Origin of the sequence: Campylobacter concisus (assembly GCF_015230035.1) — a bacterium.
In the GTDB taxonomy this organism is placed as follows: Bacteria; Campylobacterota; Campylobacteria; order Campylobacterales; family Campylobacteraceae; genus Campylobacter_A; species Campylobacter_A concisus_BK.
The window spans coordinates 13,354-37,681 of record NZ_JAAKZD010000004.1 but is presented as its reverse complement, the minus strand read 5'-3'; the positions used below and the strand labels follow the sequence as shown (position 1 = coordinate 37,681).

Here is a 24,328-nt window from a genome sequence, read left to right as displayed (position 1 = left end):
GCCATAAGACCCCAAAAATTAAAATTTATATGTGTAGCCTAGATAAGCGCCAACATCTGTCGATTTAAAATCAAGATTATACGCTGAAGGATACCAAGTTTTATCAGTTTTTAAGCCGAATTCAAGTGCATTATTTTTATCAAAACTATACTCGCCACCTACTTTAGCACCCAATAGCCAACCAACTTTTGTAACATCATACATCTCTATAACAGCACCTTTATTATTATATGCATTAAAATTTATTGTTGAAAGACCAGTATAAAGACCAGCAATTAATTTCCAGTCTTCAGTTATGGTTGGTGTATAGTCACCACCTACTACAAATTTATGATTTGTCCATTTTGCATCCACTATACTGCCATGGCTATCTTTAGCTTTAGCGTGATAGAAGTATCCACCATAAACTCTAGCTATATCAAAGTCATAACCACCCTTTATTCCTATGTTTGGTCTATTATCTTTTAAACCACCAGTTAGCTTTGAGTTAAAATCATAGCCACCTTCAACTCCAGCAAATCCACCTTCAGCCAATGCAAATGAGCTAGCAAGTGAAAGTGTTAAAACACCTTTTAAAACACAATTTTTCATGTTAATCCCTTCAATAGTAATTATGGTGCAATTTTATGTATCATATACTTTATCTTTACTTAAATATTTTTGCAAATTTATCATTTTACGTGATTAGCCAAGCTTGCTTTTATAAAGCCTAGTATCACAGGGTTTGGTCTAGTTAAGCGGCTAGTAAATTCAGGGTGACACTGCACGCCTACAAACCACGGATGGCCTTTTAGCTCGATCGCCTCTACTAGTCCGTCGCTTTCGCCACTTACTATTAGACCAGCCTTTTCAAAGATATCTTTATATTTTGGATTTGCCTCGTAGCGGTGGCGGTGGCGCTCTTTTACGCTCTTTGCGTTGCCATAAATTTCAGCCAAAAGCGTCTTTGGCTTGATGTCGCAGTTATAAGCACCAAGTCTCATAGTGCCACCAAGTGGACTTGTGTGCGTTCTTATTTGCTTTTTGCCGTGAGCATCGATGAAGCTATCTATTAGATAGATGATAGGATTTTTGCACTCTTTGTTAAATTCCATAGAATTTGCATCTTCTAAACCCAAAACATCCCTTGCAAACTCGATTAGTGCCAGCTGCATACCAAGGCAAATTCCAAGATAAGGTATCTTATTTTCACGAGCAAATTTTATAGCCTGCATCTTGCCTAAAACGCCCCTTTCTCCAAAGCCGCCAGCTACTAAGATGCCATCCACGTCTTTTAAAAGCTCATTTACATTGCTCTCTTCTATCTTTTCGCTATCTATCCAGCGTAAATTTACCCTAGCGTCCAAATTTGCTCCAGCATGGATGATGCCCTCTGTTAGGCTCTTGTAGCTCTCTTTTAGATCGATATATTTGCCTACAAAGGCAATCGTTGTTTCGTTTGTTGGAGCGATGATCCTTTTTACTAGGCTATCCCAGTTTGCCATGTCTGGTTTTAGCTCACCAAAGCCTAAATTTTCAGCGATCGGCGTTAATATATCTTGCTTTAAAAATGAAAGTGGAATTTGATAGATACTTGCGCTATCTAAGCTTTCTATGACGCAGTTTTTCTCCACACCACAGCTTGCTGCGATCTTATCTTTTAGCTCGCGGTTTAGTGGCATTTCAGATCTGCAGATGATGATATCTGGGCTTATGCCTATGCGTCTTAGCTCGCCTACGCTGTGCTGGGTTGGCTTTGTCTTTAGCTCGCCAGCTACTTTGATAAATGGCACGAGCGTTAGGTGGATATTTAGCGCTCTTTTTTTACCAACTTCTACTCTTAGCGCCCTTATCGCCTCTAAAAATGGTAGTCCCTCGATGTCGCCAACGGTTCCGCCGATCTCAACGATGAGCACATCTTTGCCCTCGCCCGCTTTTTTGATACGATCAACGATCTCGCCAACGATGTGAGGGATCACTTGTATAGTCTTTCCAAGGTAGTCGCCACGGCGCTCTTTTTCGATAACTGAGCTATAAACTCTACCTGTTGTGAAGTTATTATCCTGACTTAGGCTCTCATCTAAAAATCTCTCGTAATGACCAAGGTCAAGATCAGTCTCAGCGCCATCGTCTGTGACGAAGACTTCGCCGTGTTCTAGCGGGCTCATCGTGCCTGGATCTACGTTGATATATGGGTCAGCTTTTAAGACGCTCACCTTTAAGCCAGAATTTTTAAGTAATGTCGCGATAGACGCAGCTGCGATGCCTTTTCCAAGTGAGCTTAAAACACCACCTGTGATAAAAATATACTTCGTCTCTTTTGCCATCAAAATTTCCTTAACTTTAGTTATTTTTTAATCTGCCGATTATACCCCTTAAATATTTAGTAAGGCATTAATCTTGCAATTTTTAAAAATTATTCTTTAAGTTTTTTTGTTATAGACTTCGACATCATGATTAAAAACTGCTTAAAAAACATCGCCTCTTTATATATAGACGGCTTTAAAAATATGAAAATAGGCAAGAAACTATGGCTTCTCATAGCGATAAAGCTTATCATTATGTTTGGGATATTAAAGGTCTTCATCTTTGATGAAACTCTTAATACCAAATTTCAAACCGACGAAGAAAAAAGCGAATTTGTAATTCGTAATTTAATAAAGGAATAAAATGTCTGAGATGGATTTTGTTGATTGGTCTAGGGCTCAGTTTGCGCTGACTGCCATTTACCACTTTTTGTTTGTCCCGCTTACGTTGGGGCTAAGTTTTATCATCGCCATTATGGAGACGATATATGTCAAAACTGGCGATAAGGCCTGGCTTGAGATAACGAAATTTTGGCTAAAGCTCTTTGGTATAAATTTCGCTATCGGTGTGGCAACTGGCATCATCATGGAGTTTGAGTTTGGTACAAACTGGGCGAATTACAGCTGGTTTGTAGGCGATATCTTCGGTGCTCCGCTTGCGATTGAAGGCTTGCTAGCATTTTTCATGGAGAGTACATTTTTTGCCATTATGTTTTTTGGCTGGGATAAAGTTAGCAAGAAATTTCACCTATTTTCAACTTGGCTTGTTGCGATCGGTTCAAATTTAAGCGCACTTTGGATCTTGATCGCAAATGGCTGGATGCAGTATCCTATCGGCATGAAATTTAACCCAGACACCGCTAGAATGGAGATGCAAAATTTCTTCGAAGTCGCGCTAAATCCACTTGGCATCACTAAATTTTTACACACAGTAACTAGTGGCTACACTATCTCGGCTCTTTTTGTGATAGGAATTTCTGCTTGGTTTTTGATCCAAAAACGCCACATCTTGCTTGCTAAAAAAAGCATCGTCGTTGCTAGCGCATTTGGCCTTATCACTTCGGCATTTTTGCTACTTAGTGGCGATGAGAGCGCATATCTTGCAGCTCAAAAGCAGCCTATGAAACTTGCAGCCATGGAGGGACTTTACAAGGGCGAGAAAAACGCTGGCCTAGTTGCTGCTGGTATTTTAAACCCAGCTAAAAAGCTTGGCGATGAGAGCGATGCATTTTTATTTGAGATAAAAGTACCTTATGCACTTGGCATCATGGCAAACAGAGAGCTTAACTCATTTACACCAGGCATAAACGACCTACTTTATGGCAACAGCGAGCGCGGCATAATAAGCGTCGAAGAGAAGATGGCAAAAGGCAAAGTCGCTATCGAAGCTCTTAAAAACTACAAAGAGGCTAAAAAAGCAAATGACGAGAGTTTGATGAAAAGCTCGCTTTCAAATTTAGAGAGCAACCTAAATTTCTTAGGATATGGCTATCTTAAGGATGCAAAAGATGCTGTGCCACCAGTTGCACTTACATTTTATAGCTTCCACATTATGGTCGCACTTGGCACATATTTCATAGCTCTTTTTGCTATCACTCTTTATCTAAATCTCTCAAGAAAATATAAATTTGAAAACATAAGAGCATTTTTGTGGATCTGCCTCTTTACCATACCGCTTGGCTACATCGCAGCTGAGGCTGGCTGGATAGTAGCAGAGGTCGGCCGTCAGCCATGGGCGATACAAGATATCATGACCGTTGGCATAGGAGCTACAAATTTATCTGACTCAAATGTCAAAATTTCATTTATATTATTTGCTGTTTTATTTACGGTCTTGCTGATAGCCGAGATCAAGATCATGCTTAAGCAAATAAAGATAGGATTTAACGACCATGCATAGTTTAAGCTTAGAAAATTTACAAATTTATTGGTGGTTTATAGTTAGCCTTCTTGGCGGACTTTTGGTATTTATGATGTTTGTTCAAGGCGGTCAGTCGCTCATCTTTAGCCTTGGCAAGGACGAGCTTAAAAAAGATATGCTCATAAATTCTATCGGTAGAAAATGGGAGCTTACATTTACGACGCTTGTTATGTTTGGTGGCGCGTGCTTTGCGGCATTCCCGCTATTTTACGCTACTAGTTTTGGTGGCGCTTACTGGGTTTGGCTGGCTATTTTGTTTTGCTTTATCATCCAAGCTGTAAGCTACGAGTACCGCAAAAAGCCTGATAACTTTTTAGGAGCTAGAACTTATGAAATTTTCCTTTTCATAAATGGCTCACTTGGCGTTATCCTTATTGGCATGGCAGTTAGTACATTTTTTAGCGGTAGTGACTTTGTGCTAAATGAGCACAACTTTGTAGAGTGGGAGACTCCATTTCGCGGTCTTGAAGCTTTGGCAAATCCTTACTTGTATTTGCTTGGTATAGCGATGTTTTTCTTATCTCGCGTAGGCGGCTGCTTATATCTTATAAACAACATAGCTGATGGCGAATTTATACAAAACGCTAGAAAACAGCTAATTATCAACACCGTGCTATTCTTGCCATTTTTCTTAGGATTTCTTGCTTGGATACTTACAAAAGATGGCTTTGCATACGACGCAAACGGCGTAGTTAGCCTTGTTGCTTACAAATACGCTATAAATTTGATCGAGATGCCTGTCGCTGGCGTGCTACTACTTGTTGGCGTTCTTTTGGTGCTTGTTGGAATTTTCCAAGGAGCATTTACAAAAAGCATACGTGGAATTTTTGCTTATGGCGTTGGCGTAACGCTTGCTGTGACCGCGCTATTTTTGATAACAGGACTAAATGGCACTGCATTTTATCCCTCATTTAGCGACCTCTCTAGCTCGCTAACTATCAAAAATGCAAGCTCTAGCCACTACACACTTGGCGTTATGGCCTATGTTAGCTTGCTAGTGCCAGTAGTGCTTGCCTATATCTTCATCGTCTGGAGAGCGATAGATAGCAAGAAGATCACGCAAGATGAGATCAAAAACGATCATCACGCATACTAAGGATAAAAGATGTTAGAAGCAGGAATTTTTTTGATACTTTGGCCAGTAACGCTATTTATTAGCTACAAATTTGTTCTTTTTTCTCTTAAGAAATTTGACGCAAATAACTAAAATTTAGGGGCATTTGCTCCTAAATTCTTCTTTTTATTTTCACCATTTAAAACCACTTTCTTATAAATTTACTTAAGCCTCTTTTTATATAAGCGTTAGTTTTGTGTGAAATTTGGGGAGTAAGATATCATTAAATTTCACAAAGGAGCGAAAATGAGCAAGAATTTCTTAGGTTCAGTTGCCCTTGCGGCTGTTTTGGTGAGTGGTTTTGGCTTTAGTGCTCCACTAAACGCTGGAGTCTTGGCTCATCAAGTAAAGGTTCAAGGAGAGCTTGGCTCAGTCTTTATAAACCCATACGACGTATCGCCGCTAACTGCTATCATCGATAGAGCCGGCAAGGATATCAAAGATATCCACGTCAAAGTAAAGGGCAAGCCAGATGGCGGCATAGATATCGACTACAACGTCTCAGAGCATGCCTTGCTCACGCATGACGGCGTACCTATTTGGGGACTTTATCCTGACTATCTAAACGAGGTCGAGCTTAGTTATACTTTTAACGGAGCTAAAAAGGTAGAAACTTATAAAATTTACGCCCAACCTATCGTCACATATAGCCGTGATTTTAGGTTCTCACACATGCAAAAAACTCACGTCAAAAAGGTCGATCCTGCCTTTAAAAACAGGCTCTATCTCATAAACAACACAATAACAAGCGTCTATAAACCGCTTGATTGGAAAAATGGCGGAGCTGCTAGCTGGAATGACTTTACCGAAAACTACATCGTAGATACCAAGGGCGAGGTCAGATGGTACCTTGACTATCAGAAATTTTACGACCGCAGCGAGAGAAGAGTGATGGATGGGGGCATGATGATGGGCTTTCATCAGCTAAAAAACGGCGATATCAGCTTTGGCATGGCTCAAAGATATCTTAGATATGATCTAATGGGAAAAGAAATTTACAACCGCCCGCTACCTAGAGGCTACATCGATCTAAGCCACGAGGTGATGCCGCTAAAAGATGATCACGCACTTCTTAGAGTAGCAAAATACAACTACCATCACAAAAATGGCAAAATTTCTCACACCATAAGAGACCACATCATCGAGGTCGATAACACCGGCAAGGTGGTAGAAGAGTGGGATCTAAACGAAATTTTTGGCAACAACGTATATCGTAGCAACCTCATAAAGGCGCTTGATGCTAGGGCTGTGTGCCTAAATATCGACATGGACGCAAAAGAGATCAAGATAAGCGACGATCAGCCATTTGGCGATGTCACCTCCACTGGCACAGGCAGAAACTGGGCGCATGTAAATTCTATCTCATATGATGAGAGCGATGATAGCATCATCCTTTCGCTTCGTCACCAAGGCATCGTAAAGATAGGACGCGACAAGAAAGTAAAATGGATACTAGCCTCGCCTGAGGGCTGGAGCGAGGACTTTAAAGCAAAAGTGCTAACTCCGGTCGATAGTAAAGGCAACAAGATAAAATGTGAAAACTCAAAATGCGAGGGAGAATTTGACTGGTCATGGACACAGCACACCGCATGGCTAACGCCAAGATACGAAAACAAAGGCGACATAAAGCATATAAGCGTCTTTGACAATGGCGATGCTAGAGGCATGGAGCAGCCAGCCTTTAAAGAGGATAAATACTCCCGCGCGGTTGAGTATAAGATAGATGAGAAAAAGGGCACGGTTGAGCAGACTTGGCAGTTTGGCAAGGAGCGCGGATTTGACTTTTATAGTGCAGTCACCAGCAACGTCGAGTGGCAAAAGGATAAAAGCACCTACTTTATCTCAAGTTCAAACGTAAATTTACTACGCCCTGACAAGACTATCAAAATGGTCTTAGTCGAGATCGACCCAAAGACAAATGATATAAAATTTGAAATGGATGTGGATTCTGCTTCAAGAGATGATGTCGCTTATAGAGCGATGGTTATCGATCCAGAAGTGTTTAGTTATTAAATTTCGGTGTGAGACCCCCTCTCACACCGAGTGTATTAGTTATTATGTTGAAATTTATAAATTTCTTCTTTGACGCTAGTTAGGTCAAAATTTATCGCTCGCTCTAGCTCTAGCAAGCTTACATCTTCGTCTATCTCAAGAGCCATTGCTATCTCGTTTAGCTCTTTTGCTTCCTCATTTGCAAGGATCGCACTCTTAAAACTAGCTTCATCTATCTGGCCAAATTTTGAAAAGATCGATTTAAATTTATCTTTTAAAATTTCTCTACTTAGCTTTTTATCTTCTAAAGCCTTCTTCGTGCCGCCATTTCTGTTGCAGGTTCTAAATATAAAATCTATTGTTTCATTTACTTCATCGAGTAAATTTTTTGTCTTCTCGCTTTGCATACAAACTCCCTTCACCGCAAACAAATCAGCGAATATCATCTTGATATAAATTAATTTTGATACTATTTTATAATTAATTTTTTAAATTGTAAATTGTACCTAGGTACGATATAGTTACATTTGTATATTTTATTTTTATTTTTTGTATTATTTTTTAAAGCAGGATGTTTAACCCTGCTTTAAAGAGAGTTTAGACCCAAGAAATGGGTCTAAAAATTTATGGCAACAACTCATTTACATTGACATTTTGTATAGTAAGCGTAAATGTCTGACCGCCTTCACTTACGCTATATACATATCCGTTGCTAATTTCAGTAGAAGCATTTGCTACTTCAGCTGAGCCTTCTGTAAATGAGCCAACAAATTTATCACCTTTTACGATCAGCGATGTCGCACCTTCGCCACCGACATTTTTTATGAAATTTGCGATATCTGAAGCATGCTGAAATGTAAAATGCTCATTGGCTTCTGACATATCAAGCACCTCAAAGCCGCTTATCTTGCCAGCATTTGTTGTGTTAAACGAGCCGTCGTGGATTTTTAGCGTATCTATGCCGTCGCCTCCGTTTATAGCAGTGCCATTTAGGCTTACATCCTTGCCAAGATCGACTAAGTCGTTGCCGTCGCCACCTGAAAGGTAGGTGTTGGTTAGTGTTACATTATCAGCTATATTGATAGTATCGTTGCCTTTGCCTGAGTTGATGTTTGATGCATCATCATTGTGAGCCATCTCACCCGCAGCTGGACTTAAATTTACACTTGATGTGCCAGTTAGATCGGAATTTATATTTATCGTATCGTCTCCGCCTTGAGTGAAAATTTTAACATCGGTGTTGTCATGAGTGCCTGCTCCGATAGTCACTCTATCGCCGTCATCTGCGGTATTTATAGTAACTCTTCTAAGCTCAGCGTTATCGATAGTCACGATTTTTACACCAGCATTTCCAACGCCTGCACCCTCTATGTTTGTATCAACTAGACCAGTAGCCTTTGCGACATTTAGTGTTACGTTGCCATTTTCAAGCATAATGTTTGAATCCACCATAGAAACATCACCATCGACATTTACATGGTCATCTCCGCCGTTTGTGTAAATGATAGCCTTGTCAAATGAACTATTTCCATAGATATTAATGGTGTCATTTCCGCCGCCTGCACCGATATATGTGCTATATCCATCATTTGAGATCATGGTGACATCTGTTAAAGTTATCACATCCTCACCATATCCAGTCTCAATGGCAGCATTGTTAAATTTAGCACCAGTAACATCTACGCTGTCTCTATCGTCACTTACTCCAGCATCAGCTGAGCTAGTGTTTATCTTGGTGTTTGAAATTTCAGCGCCTCTTTCGATAGTTAATGTATCTCTACCTTTGCCCATCTCTATGTAGTTTGAGTGAATTCCAGCTTGGTTCGCTACTGGATTTGCCACGTGAGCTGTTGAGCTTATAGGGTCATTATGTGTGGCGCTATTATTTTTTATTTCAGTGCTGCCTTTGATAGTTAGGCTATCATTACCCTCACCTGTGTAGATATCCACAACATCTGCTTTGGTATCTTGAAGCACGATCTTATCATTGCCATTGCCACTTTTTATTTCAGAGTTATATATGCCTGCACTGATGAAATTTAGCATATCGCCTGTATCTGAGTCGCCAGAGTCGATATCTACACCATTAAGTCTTGCAGTTACACTAATAGTATCGTTACCCTCGCCTGTTTTTATAAAGCTAGCAGTTCTAACACCTTCATACTCGCTTCCATCTGTCGATCCATGATTAGACCAGTCATCTATCAAATCATGTTTTATATTTACAACATCATTATCGGCTCCAGTATCTATCTTCACTGATTTTAATGATGTTACTGTTATTCCACTCTCGATATTAACAGTATCTTCTCCTTTGCCAGTTTTAAAAAGCACATCGCCCAATGTCGCATCACCTCTAACAGTAAATTTATCATTGCCATCATGGCTTGTAATCATCGTATTTAGCACAATTCCGCCATCTATTATTACTGTGTCTTGATTGTTCTCTCCACCAGCATTGCCCATATCTATTTTTGTAGAACTAACATCAGCATCTTTTTCTATATTAAACACATCGTCGCCATCGCCCATTTTTATGACATCATTACCATCGTCTTTAAAGTCAGACAACCCACTTCTAAAATTTACACCTTCTTTTATAGTTATCGTATCATCGCCATCTTTTGTGTCGATGATGGTTTTCATAGTGTTATTGCCATTATTGTCTGGATCATAGTTTATAAAGCTGCGATCTATGGTAGGTTCTACACCTTCGTAATCGTCTGGATTTATGTCTTGTGTGATGTCGATCTTATCATCATTATCAATGATCTTACCCTCAGCCTCGCCAGATGTGATAGCAGCGTTGTTTGTAGTCACGCTAAGAGTTACACTCTCTTTATAAACGCCGTAGCCATTTATGCCAGGAGCGATATTTGCGCCTAGATCCTTACTACTTGCGCCCTCGTTTTGATTACCTGATGTTTGACCGTAGTCGTCAATCACTTGCACTCTAACCTTTACATTTGCGATATCACTTGGTGCGACGCCACTTATCGTGCCACCATTTTGTATCGTAGTCCAGTTATCTCCACCATCAAGTGAATACTCCATAACGTTTGAGTAGTCTCTGCCTGCACTTGCACCGCTTAAATTTAGCGTTAGATCAGTAGGTGTGGTTGAGCTTGTAGCAGCTGATAGGCCAAGATTATAGACTAGATGCTCGTTTGGAGTTGCCTCTCTTGCCTCGCCGTTACCATCAAGCGATATCTTGATAGCTACTGGAGTGTTAGCTGCTGATCCGCCTATATCGCCAGCACCAGCGTCGTTAGCATCTGCATAGCCGCCGATTGAGTTCTCTGGAGTTTGAAAAGCTTTGTTTGTGTCAGTTAAATTTCTGTAGTTTTCGTTGATGTTTGAGTAGTGACCGCCCTCTTCAAAGCTAGCTGCGCCTAAGCTTACGCCATCTCCACCAGCTCCAGCTGCTGCGTTACCACCAGCTGCAGTCTCTTCAAGATCAGTGATGTTTGCACCATCAAGAAGTGCCTTTTGAATAGCACTTACATCAGCTACACTATCATCACCAAAGCTCTCATTGTGAGCTACGCTCTTGTCTAAATTTAGGGTATCTTTTCCGATGATCGCGATATCTTTACCATCATTTGCAGTTATGACTACTTTTGAGTCAATATCAGTTGTTTGTATAGTCTCACCAAGAAAAATTTCATCGCCTACTTTTAACACTCTTTGTGTGCCATCCTTTGCAGTTGCGATTACATTTGCTCCTTGTGAGATGCTTTTAATAATGCCGATTTTGTTTGACATAGTTATCCTTGTTAAATTTTTCTCGCATTTTAATAAATTTTATAATTCATGTATATTGTACCCAGGTACAATAAAGCCCTTAAATTCGGCATTTATGACACATGTATGACAATTTTACATTATCAATTTATATATTATTTTGATCAAAATGAGGCAAATTTCATTTTATCTGTCTTATCTTTTAAGAGAGAGTTAAATTTAACGTGTTATTTGCGTTATAAAACTTATTAAAAATTTTCTTTTAAATTTTGTAAAAACTTTTAAAATTTTTGATACTTTAGATGTGATAAAATCCTCTCAAATTTTAAAAAAGGATCAAATTTGAGAAGCGATATAATCAAAAAAGGCTACACAAGAGCCCCACACCGCTCACTTTTACGTGCGACTGGGCTAAAAGACGAGGACTTTGCTAAGCCATTTATCGGCGTTGCAAACAGCTTTATAGAGATTATTCCTGGGCACTTTTTCTTAAACAAATACGCTCAAATTTTAAAAGACGAAATTCGCAGAAATGGCTGTGTGCCGTTTGAGTTTAACTGCATCGGCGTGGATGACGGCATAGCGATGGGGCATAATGGCATGCTATATAGCTTGCCTAGCCGCGAGATCATCGCAAATTCTATCGAAACCGTGATGAACGCGCACGCACTTGACGCGCTTGTTTGTATGCCAAACTGCGACAAGATCGTCCCTGGCATGGTTATGGGCGCTTTAAGGGTCAATGTCCCAACCATTTTCGTAAGCGGCGGCCCTATGAGAAAAGGCCACACAAAAGATGGCAGGCCGATAGATCTTGCGACTGCATTTGAGGCGGTTGGCAAATTTGAAACCAAAGAGATAGACGAGGCCGAGCTAAGAGATATCGAGTGCAACGCATGTCCAAGTGGCGGCAGCTGTAGCGGTATGTTTACGGCAAATTCTATGAACACACTTTGCGAAGCGATGGGTATAGCGCTCCCTGGCAACGGCACCATCCTAGCGCTAACTCCAGAGCGCGAGGAGCTCATCAGGCAAGCTGCTCACAGGATCTGCCAGATCGCCCTTGATGAGAAATTTAAGATAAGAAACATACTAAATGAAAAGGCGATCCGTAACGCTCTTGTCGTTGATATGGCGATGGGCGGCAGCAGCAACACTGTCCTTCACATGCTAGCCATCTCAAGAGAAGCTGGCGTAAATTTAGACATCAAAGAGCTAAATAAGATCAGCCAAAACATCGCTCACATCGCAAAAATCAGCCCAAGCTTGCCAAACGTGCATATGGAGGATGTCGGCAGAGCTGGCGGTATGAATGCGGTGATAAAAGAAATTTCACGCAGAGACCACGGCATGCTAAATTTGGACAACCTAACAGTTAGCGGCGAGACTTTGGGCGAGCGCGTACGTGCTAGCGACATCAAAGACGAGAGCGTCATCCACAAGGTGGAAAATGCCTATTCGCAAGTTGGCGGACTTGCCATTTTATTTGGAAATTTAGCCGAGCAAGGCTGTGTCATCAAGACAGCTGGTATCGTTGGCGAGCGTAAATTTAGCGGCAAAGCGGTCTGCTTTAACTCACAAGATGAAGCGATAGCTGGCATCTCAAGCGGTAAAGTAGATAAAGGCGACGTCGTCATCATCCGCTACGAAGGCCCACGCGGAGGCCCTGGCATGCAAGAGATGCTAAGCCCTACTTCGCTCATCATGGGACGAGGCCTTGGCGCAGACGTAGCGCTCATCACAGATGGTCGCTTTAGCGGGGCGACAAGAGGTCTAAGCATCGGTCACGTAAGCCCAGAAGCAGCTGAGGGCGGCATGATAGGCTTGCTACGAGACGGCGACATCATCGATATAGACGTTGATAAATACGAGATAAATGTTCGCCTAAGCGAAGCCGAGATCGCAAAGAGAAGAGCGGAATTTAAACCAGTCGATAAGGCGCTAACCTCTCGCTGGCTAAGGCAGTATCAAAAACTAGTCACAAACGCAAGCAATGGAGCGATACTAGAGGCGTAAATTATCAAATTTAAGCCTAAATTTTAGGCTTAAATTTACTTCACTCCGTGCCACAGTAGGCGGTTTTTACCTAGTTTTGTGTCGATACTCTCTTTTATAATGGAGCAGATATACTCTTTTGAAAGCCCTATGGCCTCCTCCAAGCTCTTGCCCTTTGCAAGGTAGCAAGCAAGTGCCGTTGAGAAAGTACAACCAGTGCCACTCATCACAAGCGGACTAGCAAGCGGAGTTTTGAAATTTTGCAGCGAGCCATCTTTTCTATAAAGCGTATCTATGCTGCTATCCTCGCTTACATGTTTTTTCACGATGATATCGCAAGGCAGATCTTTGAAATTCCCTTCAAAAAGGACGTTTGCCTCGTCTAAATTTGGCGTGGCGACAGTGGCTAGTTTCATTAGCTCTTTTAACTTCTCTACTGCGCTATCTTTTATGAGCTTGTGGCCGCTCTTTGAGACGCAGACCGGATCAAGCACGACTTTTGCCTTTTGGGTGAGTAAAAACTCATGCACCACGTCCATTATCTCCTCGCTAAAGAGCATGCCGATCTTTATGGCATCAAAGCTAAATTCCTCCGCAAGCGTACTAAGCTGGTCTTTAACAAAGCTAGGTTCAAGACAAACTACGCTTTTTATCGCGTCTGTAGTCTCAGCAACCAGCGAAGTGACCGCCGTTGCGCTATAGCAGTTTAGCCTAGCGCATGTCTTTATATCAGCCTGAAGCCCTGCTGTGCCGCTATTGCAAGAGCCTGCGATGATTAAAATTTTCTTCATCGTTTTCCTTTTGTAAATTTTGGCTTATTATAAGAGATGTTAGTTAAATTTGAGTTTTTAAAAGGATTTGAGCCAAGAGGCTCAAATTTATGAAAGTTTGTTTAGATCGTTATCGATCTCGATATATATCGTAGTTGCATCAAAATTTGCATGCTCATAAGAGTTATCTACTTTTAGCTCGTTTGAGTCAGATAAAATCTCATCATTTGCGCTATGTTTGTCTGCTAGATTTTCACTGCTCTCAAGGCTATTTGAGCTATTTTCAGCCTCATTTGGCTGCGTTTTTGCAAACATATCTTCCACTTTTTCATTCATCTGATCAAGTATTTCAGCGTAGTTTTCTCCAAGAAGCGCTCTAAAAAGTGCGTCAGTATCGATGCTATTTTCAGCGCTAGTATCAGCACTTACCACGCTACTATCAAGCCATATCGTGTCATATCCATTTAGAGATATGTCGCTACCATCCACTGCTGTGATAGTCACGCTAGCACTTTGGCTCTCGCCCTTTATACTCTCTCCTATATAAACCTCATCATCTACGTTTAGAACTCTTACACGGTCGTTTTTATCTATCGCTATAACATCAGATGTGACGCTTTTTACCTTGCCGGCTACAGCTGCCATCTTTATTCCTTACTTTTATTTTTTGTTTTATTCTAGTGTTTTTTATTAAATTTGTATATTGTACTTTGGTACAAAGATGGTTTTTAAAGGCGTTTTTTGGGAGTAAAAATAGAAATTTAAAAGAAGAATTTGGGCTAAAAAGCCCAAATTTTATACAAGTTGTTTGTTTATATCATTATCTACATCTATGTAGATAGTTTTCGGAGTATCTGAGCTTGTTTGACCCTCATATCTTGTATATCCAGCTTGGACACCACTTTGATCTGTAGCCTCAGTAAATCCTTTTAATGAAACGCTATCTTTGTTATCGCCACTTATTTTTAAGATAGTATTTACATCATCAGTGATGCCAAATACATTATCCGCTTTTAAATTTAGTAGCTTAACAGCTTGGTTGTCATTGCCATGCTCATCCATGCCAAGTTGGATCTCTTCAAAACTCTTGATCGCATTAGTTAAAGACTTGTTATCAATCTTATCAAAGTCGATAGTGCCATCCTTTGCCACTGGACGCATGATAAGCGTATCTGTACCAGTGCCACCATCAAGGCTTTGAGATAGAGCTGCTGTTGGATTATCAAAGGTAAATACAACCTTATCATCGCCAGCGCCAGCATTTACTATATCGCCTTTGTTCATGCCAGTATAGCCGCTTCTACCAGCGTCGATGTAGTCGTTGCCACTTCCTGTGGTTATGACGTCGTTGTTGTCACCAGTGATGATTACGTTGTTGCCGTTGCCTGTGCGAATTTCATTTTCACCGCGTCCTGCGTGTATGACGTTATCGCCGTTTCCAACGTTGATGATGTCGTTGCCTTCACTTGTTGTGATGACATTGTTATTGTTGTTATTTTCTGCGTCTACTATTGTATTTTTAGCGATATCAGAAATTTGTAGATAGACATCACTTGCTTTTACTTCGCCGTCAAATACTGCTTCGAAATTTCCATTGTCATCAAGCGTTACAGAATTTGCAGTTATGATGTGTCCATTTGCATCTCTTAAAGTGATGCTATCTTTTAGAGCTATGCCTTTTACCGCCTCTTCAAAGTGCTCTTTTAGTGTGTAGCTTGCGCCAACTCCATTTTCACTTAAATTTCCACTCCATGTGGTTTTATTTGCAGCTGCGTCGTAGTGTAATTTTGAGTCATTTATCGTTGCAGCTGTTGCATCGATCGTAAATCTGATAGAGTTGTAAAGTAGCTCATCTCCACCTTGGTATTTGCCTTTTATAGATACATCATAAACACCATCAGCCATTTTGCCAGCGGCATCAAGTCTGTTGTTATAGCCTGTAAGTCTGTTGTAGTGATCAGGCGTTACATTGCCTATTGGTTTTTCTATCGCTTGAGATAATAGATCTTTTGAAACACCTTTATCAACGTTAGTTGCTACAAATCTAACATCGCCAGTGCCCCATGCTATGCCTCTACCACTATTTAAAAACTCACTTACAGTTTGATTATTGCTAGCATTGCCAGCTGTTGTATCCTCTGGGATCACAGCTCTTAGGTATGGGGTAGCGTCATTTGAAACGATCCTTGAGCCATCAGCTCTAAGGCCACTCTCACTCATCTCCATAGTGCCCCACAACTTCTCAGCTGAGCGGTTATTTGCGTTTGTAGTTGTATCGTTGCCATTTTCAAACTGCGTCATAGTTGGAACTAAAATTTCATTTACATGAGTATATTTTGTACCAGCTTTATCAGTCATCTCAACTTCTATCTTATCGCCTAGTTTTATCTTGTGATCGTACTCAAAGCTTAGCACGCCATTAGTTGGTTTAGTTGTGCCAACAGAGATGATGTTAGTAGTTCCGTCTGCTGTTACCACTTTTATACTCTCGATCTTATCGCCATCCTCATAGTTTTTGAGGTTAAAATTGATCGTATGGTGTTGTCCCTCTTCGTCATTTTCGATGATCTTGATGTTTTCTATAGTAACTGGCGTCTTATCAACTACAAATTCGCTAACTATCGTACTCTTGTCGCCATTTGCAAAGACAGCAGTTGCTTTGATGTTATAGCTACCATCATCTAAATTATCAGATGTGACTTCAAATTTACCATTTGAAAATTCACTTTGGCTAAGCTCTTTTGTAAAGACTTCATGTCCATTTTTATCAAGTACAGTGATGATCGCTTTAGTTGCGCTACTGTCTATGCTACCTGTAAATGTCGGAGTCTTGTCGCTTAGTACTGGTAGTGGTGCATTAGATGAAAATTTATCAGTTTGAGCGATGTCGTCAGTTGTATATTTATAATATTTAGTTGCATCGTTTATGCCTGTATTTGTATTTGCGCTTACATTGCTTGCGTCATTATCTATAGCGTCTATTAGGTCTGTATTAGCGACATTTAGCTTAGTTGATATCGCCTGCGCCTCGTTACCTACAAGGTCGCTAACTTTTGCAGTGTATGTCGCTTTTGGATCGCTTGTTTTAAACTCAACTTCATATTTGCCATCTACCACTTTAGCTGTATGGCTCTCGCCTGTGCTTGATGTGACAGTTACGATCTGTCCGTCTTCGACATTATCCACAGTACCTGTGATCTTTTGAGTGACTTTATAGACATTTCTTGTTACTGTATCTACGTAGCTGTCAAAGTCGGTTGAATTTAGTTTTATACCACTTGCTTCTGAGCCAAGTATGCTCTCAGGTCCGCCATCTTTTGAAACTGTTAGTTTTAGCTTGCCCCAGTAGATGTAGTTTGCATAGCTCATATCAAAGTCATAGTATCCTGCTTTATCAACGTGTAAAGTTGTAACCGTGGCTCTATTTTCTGAGTGTATAGTGTCATAATCAACCATAGTAACGCCATCAATTTTAAATCTTACACTATCATCAGTATTTTTTGCGTCAAATTTATAGTCTCCTGGCTCAAGATACATAGTGCCTTTTAAATTTACCATCGCACCAGCTGTTGTGTTTTTGCCATTAGGAGCATCTCTTACGATATGAATATCGCTACCTTTTGCGTTGTCAATGAAGTACTCAAGCGCTTTGAAATTTGGAGCTACCCATTCATTATTTGGAGTTACTACATTACCATCAAGATCGACCTTACCGACCATATTATGAGCACCGTCTAGTCCTGAGACTGTTCCAGCATCATTATCAGTGTTATCTCTATCGCCACCTTTGCCTTGTTGGAAATTTAGCTCTTTTGCTTTAAAGCTTGCCCAAGGTTTGGTATTATTCATATAGTATTCTACAAAATCATTTTGCTTCTTACCGTTATGAGCGTATTCTGTATTATTAAAAGCATAAGGTCTTAGCTCAGTGCCCTTTACACCTGGCTCATGGATGTGGTTAAACCAAAAACTTCCTTTTAGTCCGCTACTCATCTCAGACTCTTTTACAAGGCTCATCTCTGTTTCAACATTTATAGTGATCTTTGCAGTCGTATCAAGTACGAAGTCGCCACTATCGGTTGCAGTCTTGCCGTCTCTTCCTGTAGCTGTTATCTCCACTTTATAGTCGCCATCAACTGCGAGCTGGTTGGTTGTAAATTTAAATGTACCATCAGTGTAGTCGCTTGGATTTAGAGTTTTTGTAAAGACTTCGTGTCCATTCTTATCAAGCACGCTAACAACAGCTCTTACAGCAGTAGGTTCAACTGTGCCACTTATAGTTGGAGTAGCGTCATTTGTGCGAGGTACTTTTGGTGCGTCTAGGCTGTAATCGCCTTTTATAGTGCCAAAATCATCAGTTAAAGTTTTGATATCAACGCTGATTGGAGGTATGACTGGGGCAACAGGAGTTGCATTGCCTGCGTCATTGCCATCGTTGTAGCCGCCGATTGAGTTCTCTGGAGTTTGAAAAGCTTTGTTTGTGTCAGTTAAATTTCTGTAGTTTTCGTTGATGTTTGAGTAGTGACCGCCCTCTTCAAAGCTAGCTGCGCCTAAGCTTACGCCATCTCCACCAGCTCCAGCTGCTGCGTTACCACCAGCTGCAGTCTCTTCAAGATCAGTGATGTTTGCACCATCAAGAAGTGCCTTTTGAATAGCACTTACATCAGCTACACTATCATCACCAAAGCTCTCATTGTGAGCTACGCTCTTGTCTAAATTTAGGGTATCTTTTCCGATGATCGCGATATCTTTACCATCATTTGCAGTTATGACTACTTTTGAGTCAATATCAGTTGTTTGTATAGTCTCACCAAGAAAAATTTCATCGCCTACTTTTAACACTCTTTGTGTGCCATCCTTTGCAGTTGCGATTACATTTGCTCCTTGTGAGATGCTTTTAATAATGCCGATTTTGTTTGACATATTTTTTGTTTTATCTCAATAATAATATATTTTATTGTTTTAAAAGAGCTTTGTCTATTGTACTATGGTACAACCAAGATATATCCGCTCTCGCTGATGTTTTTAAATTTCACGCCAAGCTCGCGTTTTAGACGAAGTACGACATTTTGTATCGCAGCCTTGCTCACCTCGGTGCTCTCATAGACAAATTCCTCTATCATCTCGTAGGTGACAAGCTTGTTTAAGTTGTAAGCAAATAGCCAAAATATCTTATTTTGCAAAAAGCTAAGGTATAGCTCGTTGCCATTTTTATAAATTTTTTCTCTTTTTAAATTTATACTCACCTCATCACTTAGGCGCACTAGCTTCTCATCTCGCTCAAAGCTTAGGCTTATCAGCATCGATCTAAGATCTTTTATATCGATAGGCTTTTTCAAAAACAAGGTCGCCCCCTGCTCATAGCTCTTGATCAAATTTTCATCGCTATCATACGATGTAAAGACGATAAATTTCTGGTGAGGTTTTAGCTTTTTTATCTCGTTCATCATCTCAAAGCCATTTAATACTGGCATGTGAATGTCGCTCATCACGATGTCAAAGCCCTGTTTTTTAAATTTCTCCAGTCCATCTTGCCCATCTTTTGCGCCTACGACCTGATCGCAGTATGGCTTAAGCCCAGTGATGATGAGCTCCCTTGCCATCTCGTCATCTTCAGCTACTAAGATAGATACTTTTTTTAAAATTTCTAGCGCCTCTTGCATCTTTTAACCCTTTAAATTCTTATCAAAGCTTAGCTCAAAAATCGTTGGCTTTAGGTTGTGCGCAAGCGTGATGTCGCCATTTAGCTTCTCACGCGCGAGCTTTTTAGCAAAGTAAAGTCCTATGCCATTTCCTTGTTTTTTAGTCGTGTTTAGCCAAGTAAAAATTTTCTTACTCATCTCGTAGCTCACGCCGCCGCCACTATCATAAACGCCGATGTAGCACTTATCTTCAAAGTTTCTAAATTTTAGCTCTATTACGCGTTTTAGCGGCTCATCTTTGTAGCTTTCAACTAGTGAGTCCTTTGCGTTGTGGATTAGGATTAGTAAAATTTGCTGGATGATGTTTTCTATCTGATAGACTTTCATCTCTTCAAATCCGCTAAATTTCACGCTCACGTTTGTACGGCTAAGCTCTGTGTGCATAAGTGTTATTAAATTTCTAACGCTTGTTTGGATCTCAAATTCGCTCACATTTTCAGCGCTTTTGTAAAAATTTCTAAAAATTTCGATTGTTTTTGAAAGAAGCTCGATCGAGCTTTGCCCTTTTTTTAATAAATTTAAAAGCTCCTCATCGCTTAGCTTGCCCTCTTTTTTTAGCATTATCGCCGAGCTTAGCATCAGTTTTAGCGAATTTACTGGCTGGATGAACTGATGGCTTATACCGCTTATGAGCTCTCCAGCCTCGCTCATCTTGGCTCTGTGCGCTAGCAAGGTCTCGTACTCGTCTTGCACCTTTTTTATCTTGTTATACATGAAGTTGTGCAGGCTGTTTGCCAAAAAAGCAAGTGCGACGAAGGCAAAGAGTAAATTTAGGGCGTTTTTTAGCGCCTCTCTTGTCATGGCTAAAATTTCTTCTTCATTGTTTGTGCCAGCTCCGATAAACCAGTTCATCGTCGGTATCTCGGCTACTTGGATCAAATTTTGCCCTATCTTTAGGCTAGTGATGTCCTCATCTTTTAAAAATAGCTCCTTAAATTTCTCCTCGATCTCTCTTTTTAGCGTCGCATCAGCCATCGATGTGAGGATCTCGCCGCTGTGAGTTACTAAAAATGAGTAAGAATTTGGCGCAAGGTTAAAGTTTTTGATGCTATCAAAGATAGTGCCTATGCGCACGACGCCACAAAGTGCCGCTTCAAATTTATTATCCTTTTCAACTGGCACGCATAAATTTAAAGTTGAGTCTTTTAAAATTTTGTGATTTTGCATGAAATTTACGCTTGGGGCATTTGTATTTTTTGTCTCGACATACCAGATAAGCCCCGCTCGTTCGCACTTTGACATCACCTCTTCTGAGATCTTTTGCCCATCTACAAAGATCTCGCCATCCTCTCTTAGAAGCTGCATGAGATCAAATTCTTTCGCATTTTCTTTAAAGAGCTTTATGAAATTTGCCACCCTAGTATCGTCATCTATGATGCCAGAGTTTTGGATAAATTTTGACGCACGGATGAGCGAATTTAAGCGTTCATCAAGCCAAATTTGAAAGTTGCTAACGATGTTTTTACTAACTGCGATGTTGTTTTTATCAGATAGCTCGATGATCTTTTCTTTTGCATTGTTGTAGCTATTTAGCCCAAGAAGCACGACAAAGAAGCTTGCTAGTAAGATGATCGCATAAATTTTAATATTTTGTGATTTTAAATTAATACCCATGCGCGCAGTATATCCTAAGTTAGCCCAAAAACAGGGCTAACAAAAATTTAATTTTTAAAAGATAAGAGCTTTGAAACAAGCATAAGCGCAAGCACAACAAAGCAAATGCCAAAGCCAAGTAGCGTGCAATCCGCCATCGACATAAATTTAGAAGACGGCACAAGATACCAGCCATCTGCGTAAAGATCCACTATGCTCTTTTGAAGATCGCTTAGCACCGCGCCGTCAGGCACCATAGGGCTGTCATAGCCACAATCACCCGTTGGCATAAACCAGTCAGGCGCCCACTTCTCAAGTGGCAAGCCAAATGGATAGTGCGGCTCAGTCGAGCAGCCCTGCACGCCAAAAGGATCATCGCCATGCACCGCATCGTGGATTTTGGCTAGCTTCACGCTATACATTATGCCCTGCACCGCTCCCCAAAAGGCAAAGACGTAGCCAACAAGGGCAAAGAGTAAATTTTTTGGATTTATGATAGCGATCACGCCGCCAAGCGCCATACACAAAAAGGCAAAACGTATATAGACGCACTGCTCGCAAGGCGGCATATAAGCGTAGTTTTGAAAGAGCGAGTGCGCGATAACGACAAGCGCGACGCTTACAAAGACTAGGATCGCCCAAGAGATGCGTGAGTCTTGAAATTTAGCCATTTTTTTAAAAAAGCTCATGTGGCGCCTTATTTTTTAAGAAGCTCTTCGATGAGTGCTGCCATGCCGTCAAGCGAGCTGATTGATTTTGTCATGATGAGATATTTGCCATTTACGACAAATGCTGGCACGCCTTGAATTTTAGCCACGTCATAGCTCTCATCCCACTTTTTAAGTAGCTCAGTCACTTTTGGATTAGCCAGCTCTTTTTCGTAGTCTGCTTTGCTAACGCCAGCAGCATCAAGTCCGGTCTTTAAAAAGCCCTCAGCGTCTTTGCCATCGCCCCAGCGCTCTTTTTTGTCGTGGTAAGCTTTGTAGTAGGCAAATTTAGCCTTTTTAAATAGCGAATTTTCATCAAACAAGCTCACTCCCTTTGCCTCGTCCATAACGATAAGTACGGCAAAGACCTTGCTCGCAACCTCGCCGTAATCGCCCTTTGTCTTTAGGTGAAATGGCTCATATTTTAGGCCAGGGATTTTCTCAACTACCTTTGGAGTGACGCTCTTGTCGTATTTGTAGCAAAATGGGCAAGCGTAGCTAAAAATTTTAACTAGTGTATTTTGTCCGACGCTTAGTGGCTTTTCAAGCTTGACATAGTCCTCGCCCTCGCTAAATGCACTAGCACTGATCGCACCAGCAACTGCAACGGCAAAGATAGCCTTACTAAATTTAGATAGAAAACTCATGATGATCTCCTTTGGATGATTTATTTTGAGTTATTCTACAACCAAGCTCAACCGCACTTTTAACGCTAGAATAAATTTTGGCTGAAATTTATCTTTTTTAAATTTATGATGATGGATTTGGCGATTTTGTATTTTGTTAAATTTATAAAAATAATATACGTTATCAATAAAAATTATTATTTACATATTTTAGTTATTTGGTTATAATCCGCTCAAATTTTATCAAAATAGGAGTCAAAATGAGACAGTACGAAACATACAAATGCGAGAAATGCGGCAACGAGATCGAGGTTCAAAAAGTTGGCGGCGGCACACTAACCTGTTGCGGCGAAGAGATGAAATGCATCACTGAAAATTTAACAGCGGTAAATTTGATGAAGGCATTTGCTGGCGAGTCACAAGCTAGAAACAAGTACGAACTTTACGGCGACCTAGCTAAAGAAGCAGGCTATCACGCTATAGCTAGACACTTTTACGAGGCAGCTGAAAACGAGAAATGGCATGCAAGGGCTGAATTTAAAAAATATCACGAGATGATGAACGATCCTATCGATAAGATGGATAAAAATTTACTTGACGCTGCAGCTGGCGAAAACTACGAGCATACGACGATGTATCCAGACTTTGCAAAGATCGCAAAAGAAGAAGAGCTAAGAGATGTTGAGAGGCTATTTAACGCGATCGGCAAGGTTGAAGTAGAGCATGAAAGAGAGTATTTAGAGCTTAAAAAGATGCTTGATGAAGAGGGCTTTTTTGAGAGCGATGAAGAGGATATCTGGGTTTGCGAGGTGTGCGGACACGTTCACAGAGGCAAAAAAGCTCCAGGCGCTTGCCCACTTTGCAAAGCTCCAAAAGAGTATTTTAAGCGAGAATTCCTAGGCTAAAAAGCCAAAATTTTAGCCAAGGCGCTTGTCTTGGCTAAATTTAATAAATTTAAATCTATTTAAAATAAAAAAGTTATATAATCTCCTTAAATTTTCACAAGGAGAAAGAGATGAAAAAATCACTTTTAGTTTTAGCTACTCTTGGCTTTGCACTAAGCCTAAACGCTGCAGATCTTACAGATACTTGCAAGTCTTACTTCTCAGACATCGACAAAATGGTCGAAGCTTACAAACAAGCTGGTCAAGAGCAACAAGTAAAAATGTATGAAGATCAAAAGAAACAATCAATGGATCAACTAGCTTCTTTACCAAAAGAGCAACAAGACGCTACTTGCAAACAAGCTAAAGAGATGTTTGCTCAAGTAATGGATCAAATGAAAAAACAAGGTCTTTTAAAATAAACCTTCACGTGGCTAGACTCTCTAGCCACACTTCAAATTTAACTCTCTTTTTTACATATCAAATTTGCTAGTTTTGCAGCCAGTGGCGCTATGAAAAATATCACAGGATAGGCGACCATAAAGGCTTTTAGATAAGCTGCTAACCAAATTTGCACAAAGCCGTCAATAAAGCCTAGGTTAAAATATGTCAACATAAAGGACATTATAAGCGCCATAAATGCTGACATTATAAACGCAAAAACATATCTATAAAATTTCGCTGGTATCATGAAATTTTGCCCATAATAGCCTTAAATTCTCTAACCACATACTCAGCATACCCAGGCGCATGATAGACATCTTGAGATAAAATTTCATCAAGCTCTTTGCGGTTCTTAGCATCTACGACCACGACGCCTGCGTGTTCATCATCCACAAATGGCCCAAGAAGCAAGAAATTTCCTCTATCAACATATTTTATAAACCACCCTCTATGCTCGGCAAAAAGCTCATCAGCTCTCTCTTTTGGTATGAGATCTGTTTTTAAACTAATAGTAACGATAAACATCTTTTTCCTTTAAATTTACTTGCAAA

General features: G+C 40.4%; 20 protein-coding genes. 7 read left to right on the top strand and 13 right to left on the bottom strand.

All coding sequences use genetic code 11. The annotated features are described in order from the left end of the window. Positions 1–18 precede the first annotated feature (18 nt). Both G6W41_RS03355 and G6W41_RS03350 read right to left on the bottom strand, forming a co-directional pair. Positions 19–591 carry an outer membrane protein gene (locus tag G6W41_RS03355; protein WP_021088449.1) on the bottom strand — a complete coding sequence of 191 codons (573 nt, stop codon included), beginning with the start codon at positions 589–591 and terminating at the stop codon, positions 19–21. Positions 592–671: 80 nt separating this feature from the next. Next, positions 672–2,306: a CTP synthase gene (locus tag G6W41_RS03350; RefSeq protein ID WP_107849993.1), complete on the bottom strand. Its 1,635-nt coding sequence runs from the start codon at positions 2,304–2,306 to the stop codon at positions 672–674. Positions 2,307–2,432: 126 nt separating this feature from the next. Here G6W41_RS03350 and G6W41_RS03345 point away from each other — a divergent pair, with 126 nt between their 5' ends. The 4 genes from G6W41_RS03345 (at position 2,433) to G6W41_RS03330 (ending at position 7,333) form a co-directional block, all read left to right on the top strand. Further along, entirely contained in the window at positions 2,433–2,648 is a 216-nt protein-coding gene (locus tag G6W41_RS03345; protein WP_009295224.1) for a DUF4492 domain-containing protein, read from the top strand. 1 nt (position 2,649) lies between these two features. Continuing rightward, positions 2,650–4,185, top strand: coding sequence for a cytochrome ubiquinol oxidase subunit I (locus G6W41_RS03340; RefSeq protein ID WP_103568211.1), 1,536 nt, complete (start codon positions 2,650–2,652; stop codon positions 4,183–4,185). Beyond that, positions 4,178–5,302: a cytochrome d ubiquinol oxidase subunit II gene (locus tag G6W41_RS03335; protein ID WP_194170616.1), complete on the top strand. Its 1,125-nt coding sequence runs from the start codon at positions 4,178–4,180 to the stop codon at positions 5,300–5,302. The genes G6W41_RS03340 and G6W41_RS03335 overlap by 8 nt, the downstream gene beginning before the upstream one ends. Before the next feature lie 264 nt (positions 5,303–5,566). Further along, positions 5,567–7,333, top strand: a complete 1,767-nt coding sequence (locus tag G6W41_RS03330) for an aryl-sulfate sulfotransferase (protein WP_194170615.1) — start codon at positions 5,567–5,569, stop codon at positions 7,331–7,333. 35 nt (positions 7,334–7,368) lie between these two features. On the opposite strand, the gene G6W41_RS03325 is transcribed toward G6W41_RS03330, so the two are convergent. Then, positions 7,369–7,719, bottom strand: coding sequence for a hypothetical protein (locus tag G6W41_RS03325; protein WP_103557760.1), 351 nt, complete (start codon positions 7,717–7,719; stop codon positions 7,369–7,371). Positions 7,720–7,936: 217 nt separating this feature from the next. Continuing rightward, a complete protein-coding gene (locus tag G6W41_RS03320; RefSeq protein ID WP_194170614.1) occupies positions 7,937–11,077 on the bottom strand; it encodes a retention module-containing protein in 3,141 nt (1,046 codons plus the stop codon). 321 nt (positions 11,078–11,398) lie between these two features. On the opposite strand from G6W41_RS03320, the gene ilvD reads away from it, so the two are divergent. Then, positions 11,399–13,072 (top strand): dihydroxy-acid dehydratase, encoded by a 1,674-nt coding sequence (ilvD, locus tag G6W41_RS03315; protein ID WP_194170613.1) that lies wholly within the window; start codon positions 11,399–11,401, stop codon positions 13,070–13,072. 35 nt (positions 13,073–13,107) lie between these two features. Here ilvD and G6W41_RS03310 read toward each other — a convergent pair whose 3' ends face one another. The 7 genes from G6W41_RS03310 to G6W41_RS03280 form a co-directional block, all read right to left on the bottom strand. Then, positions 13,108–13,842: a hydroxymethylpyrimidine/phosphomethylpyrimidine kinase gene (locus G6W41_RS03310; protein ID WP_194170612.1), complete on the bottom strand. Its 735-nt coding sequence runs from the start codon at positions 13,840–13,842 to the stop codon at positions 13,108–13,110. Positions 13,843–13,929: 87 nt separating this feature from the next. Further along, positions 13,930–14,466 carry a hypothetical protein gene (locus tag G6W41_RS03305; protein ID WP_103566256.1) on the bottom strand — a complete coding sequence of 179 codons (537 nt, stop codon included), beginning with the start codon at positions 14,464–14,466 and terminating at the stop codon, positions 13,930–13,932. A gap of 150 nt (positions 14,467–14,616) precedes the next feature. Next, a complete protein-coding gene (locus tag G6W41_RS03300) occupies positions 14,617–18,744 on the bottom strand; it encodes an Ig-like domain-containing protein (protein ID WP_194170611.1) in 4,128 nt (1,375 codons plus the stop codon). A 62-nt stretch (positions 18,745–18,806) separates the two neighbouring features. Then, a complete protein-coding gene (locus G6W41_RS03295; RefSeq protein WP_194170610.1) occupies positions 18,807–19,484 on the bottom strand; it encodes a response regulator transcription factor in 678 nt (225 codons plus the stop codon). Between the two features lie 3 nt (positions 19,485–19,487). Further along, the gene (locus tag G6W41_RS03290) at positions 19,488–21,137 is read right to left on the bottom strand and encodes a sensor histidine kinase (RefSeq protein WP_194170609.1); all 1,650 of its coding nucleotides are present in this window, start codon (positions 21,135–21,137) and stop codon (positions 19,488–19,490) included. A 47-nt stretch (positions 21,138–21,184) separates the two neighbouring features. Then, positions 21,185–21,805, bottom strand: coding sequence for a protein-disulfide oxidoreductase DsbI (gene dsbI, locus G6W41_RS03285; protein ID WP_021083796.1), 621 nt, complete (start codon positions 21,803–21,805; stop codon positions 21,185–21,187). An 8-nt stretch (positions 21,806–21,813) separates the two neighbouring features. Further along, the gene (locus G6W41_RS03280) at positions 21,814–22,470 is read right to left on the bottom strand and encodes a thiol:disulfide interchange protein DsbA/DsbL (RefSeq protein ID WP_103585519.1); all 657 of its coding nucleotides are present in this window, start codon (positions 22,468–22,470) and stop codon (positions 21,814–21,816) included. A 239-nt stretch (positions 22,471–22,709) separates the two neighbouring features. Between G6W41_RS03280 and G6W41_RS03275 the strand changes: the two genes are divergently transcribed. Together G6W41_RS03275 and G6W41_RS03270 are read left to right on the top strand one after the other, a co-directional pair. Next, positions 22,710–23,354 carry a ferritin family protein gene (locus G6W41_RS03275; RefSeq protein WP_012140636.1) on the top strand — a complete coding sequence of 215 codons (645 nt, stop codon included), beginning with the start codon at positions 22,710–22,712 and terminating at the stop codon, positions 23,352–23,354. A gap of 110 nt (positions 23,355–23,464) precedes the next feature. Further along, complete coding sequence (locus G6W41_RS03270; protein WP_002940734.1) at positions 23,465–23,755, top strand: DUF5339 domain-containing protein; 291 nt, start codon at positions 23,465–23,467, stop codon at positions 23,753–23,755. A gap of 38 nt (positions 23,756–23,793) precedes the next feature. Here G6W41_RS03270 and G6W41_RS03265 read toward each other — a convergent pair whose 3' ends face one another. Next, positions 23,794–23,982: a DUF2798 domain-containing protein gene (locus G6W41_RS03265; protein WP_275944619.1), complete on the bottom strand. Its 189-nt coding sequence runs from the start codon at positions 23,980–23,982 to the stop codon at positions 23,794–23,796. 38 nt (positions 23,983–24,020) lie between these two features. Further along, positions 24,021–24,302, bottom strand: a complete 282-nt coding sequence (locus G6W41_RS03260; protein ID WP_194170607.1) for a YciI family protein — start codon at positions 24,300–24,302, stop codon at positions 24,021–24,023. Positions 24,303–24,328: the final 26 nt, after the last annotated feature.

Coding starts and splice junctions, on each gene's coding strand:
- G6W41_RS03355 (WP_021088449.1), bottom strand. CDS start 591: ATGAAAAATTGTGTTTTAAAAGGTGTTTTAACACTTTCACTTGCTAGC.
- G6W41_RS03350 (WP_107849993.1), bottom strand. CDS start 2,306: ATGGCAAAAGAGACGAAGTATATTTTTATCACAGGTGGTGTTTTAAGC.
- G6W41_RS03345 (WP_009295224.1), top strand. CDS start 2,433: ATGATTAAAAACTGCTTAAAAAACATCGCCTCTTTATATATAGACGGC.
- G6W41_RS03340 (WP_103568211.1), top strand. CDS start 2,650: ATGTCTGAGATGGATTTTGTTGATTGGTCTAGGGCTCAGTTTGCGCTG.
- G6W41_RS03335 (WP_194170616.1), top strand. CDS start 4,178: ATGCATAGTTTAAGCTTAGAAAATTTACAAATTTATTGGTGGTTTATA.
- G6W41_RS03330 (WP_194170615.1), top strand. CDS start 5,567: ATGAGCAAGAATTTCTTAGGTTCAGTTGCCCTTGCGGCTGTTTTGGTG.
- G6W41_RS03325 (WP_103557760.1), bottom strand. CDS start 7,719: ATGCAAAGCGAGAAGACAAAAAATTTACTCGATGAAGTAAATGAAACA.
- G6W41_RS03320 (WP_194170614.1), bottom strand. CDS start 11,077: ATGTCAAACAAAATCGGCATTATTAAAAGCATCTCACAAGGAGCAAAT.
- G6W41_RS03310 (WP_194170612.1), bottom strand. CDS start 13,842: ATGAAGAAAATTTTAATCATCGCAGGCTCTTGCAATAGCGGCACAGCA.
- G6W41_RS03305 (WP_103566256.1), bottom strand. CDS start 14,466: ATGGCAGCTGTAGCCGGCAAGGTAAAAAGCGTCACATCTGATGTTATA.
- G6W41_RS03300 (WP_194170611.1), bottom strand. CDS start 18,744: ATGTCAAACAAAATCGGCATTATTAAAAGCATCTCACAAGGAGCAAAT.
- G6W41_RS03295 (WP_194170610.1), bottom strand. CDS start 19,484: ATGCAAGAGGCGCTAGAAATTTTAAAAAAAGTATCTATCTTAGTAGCT.
- G6W41_RS03290 (WP_194170609.1), bottom strand. CDS start 21,137: ATGGGTATTAATTTAAAATCACAAAATATTAAAATTTATGCGATCATC.
- dsbI (WP_021083796.1), bottom strand. CDS start 21,805: ATGAGCTTTTTTAAAAAAATGGCTAAATTTCAAGACTCACGCATCTCT.
- G6W41_RS03280 (WP_103585519.1), bottom strand. CDS start 22,470: ATGAGTTTTCTATCTAAATTTAGTAAGGCTATCTTTGCCGTTGCAGTT.
- G6W41_RS03275 (WP_012140636.1), top strand. CDS start 22,710: ATGAGACAGTACGAAACATACAAATGCGAGAAATGCGGCAACGAGATC.
- G6W41_RS03270 (WP_002940734.1), top strand. CDS start 23,465: ATGAAAAAATCACTTTTAGTTTTAGCTACTCTTGGCTTTGCACTAAGC.
- G6W41_RS03265 (WP_275944619.1), bottom strand. CDS start 23,982: ATGTCAGCATTTATGGCGCTTATAATGTCCTTTATGTTGACATATTTT.
- G6W41_RS03260 (WP_194170607.1), bottom strand. CDS start 24,302: ATGTTTATCGTTACTATTAGTTTAAAAACAGATCTCATACCAAAAGAG.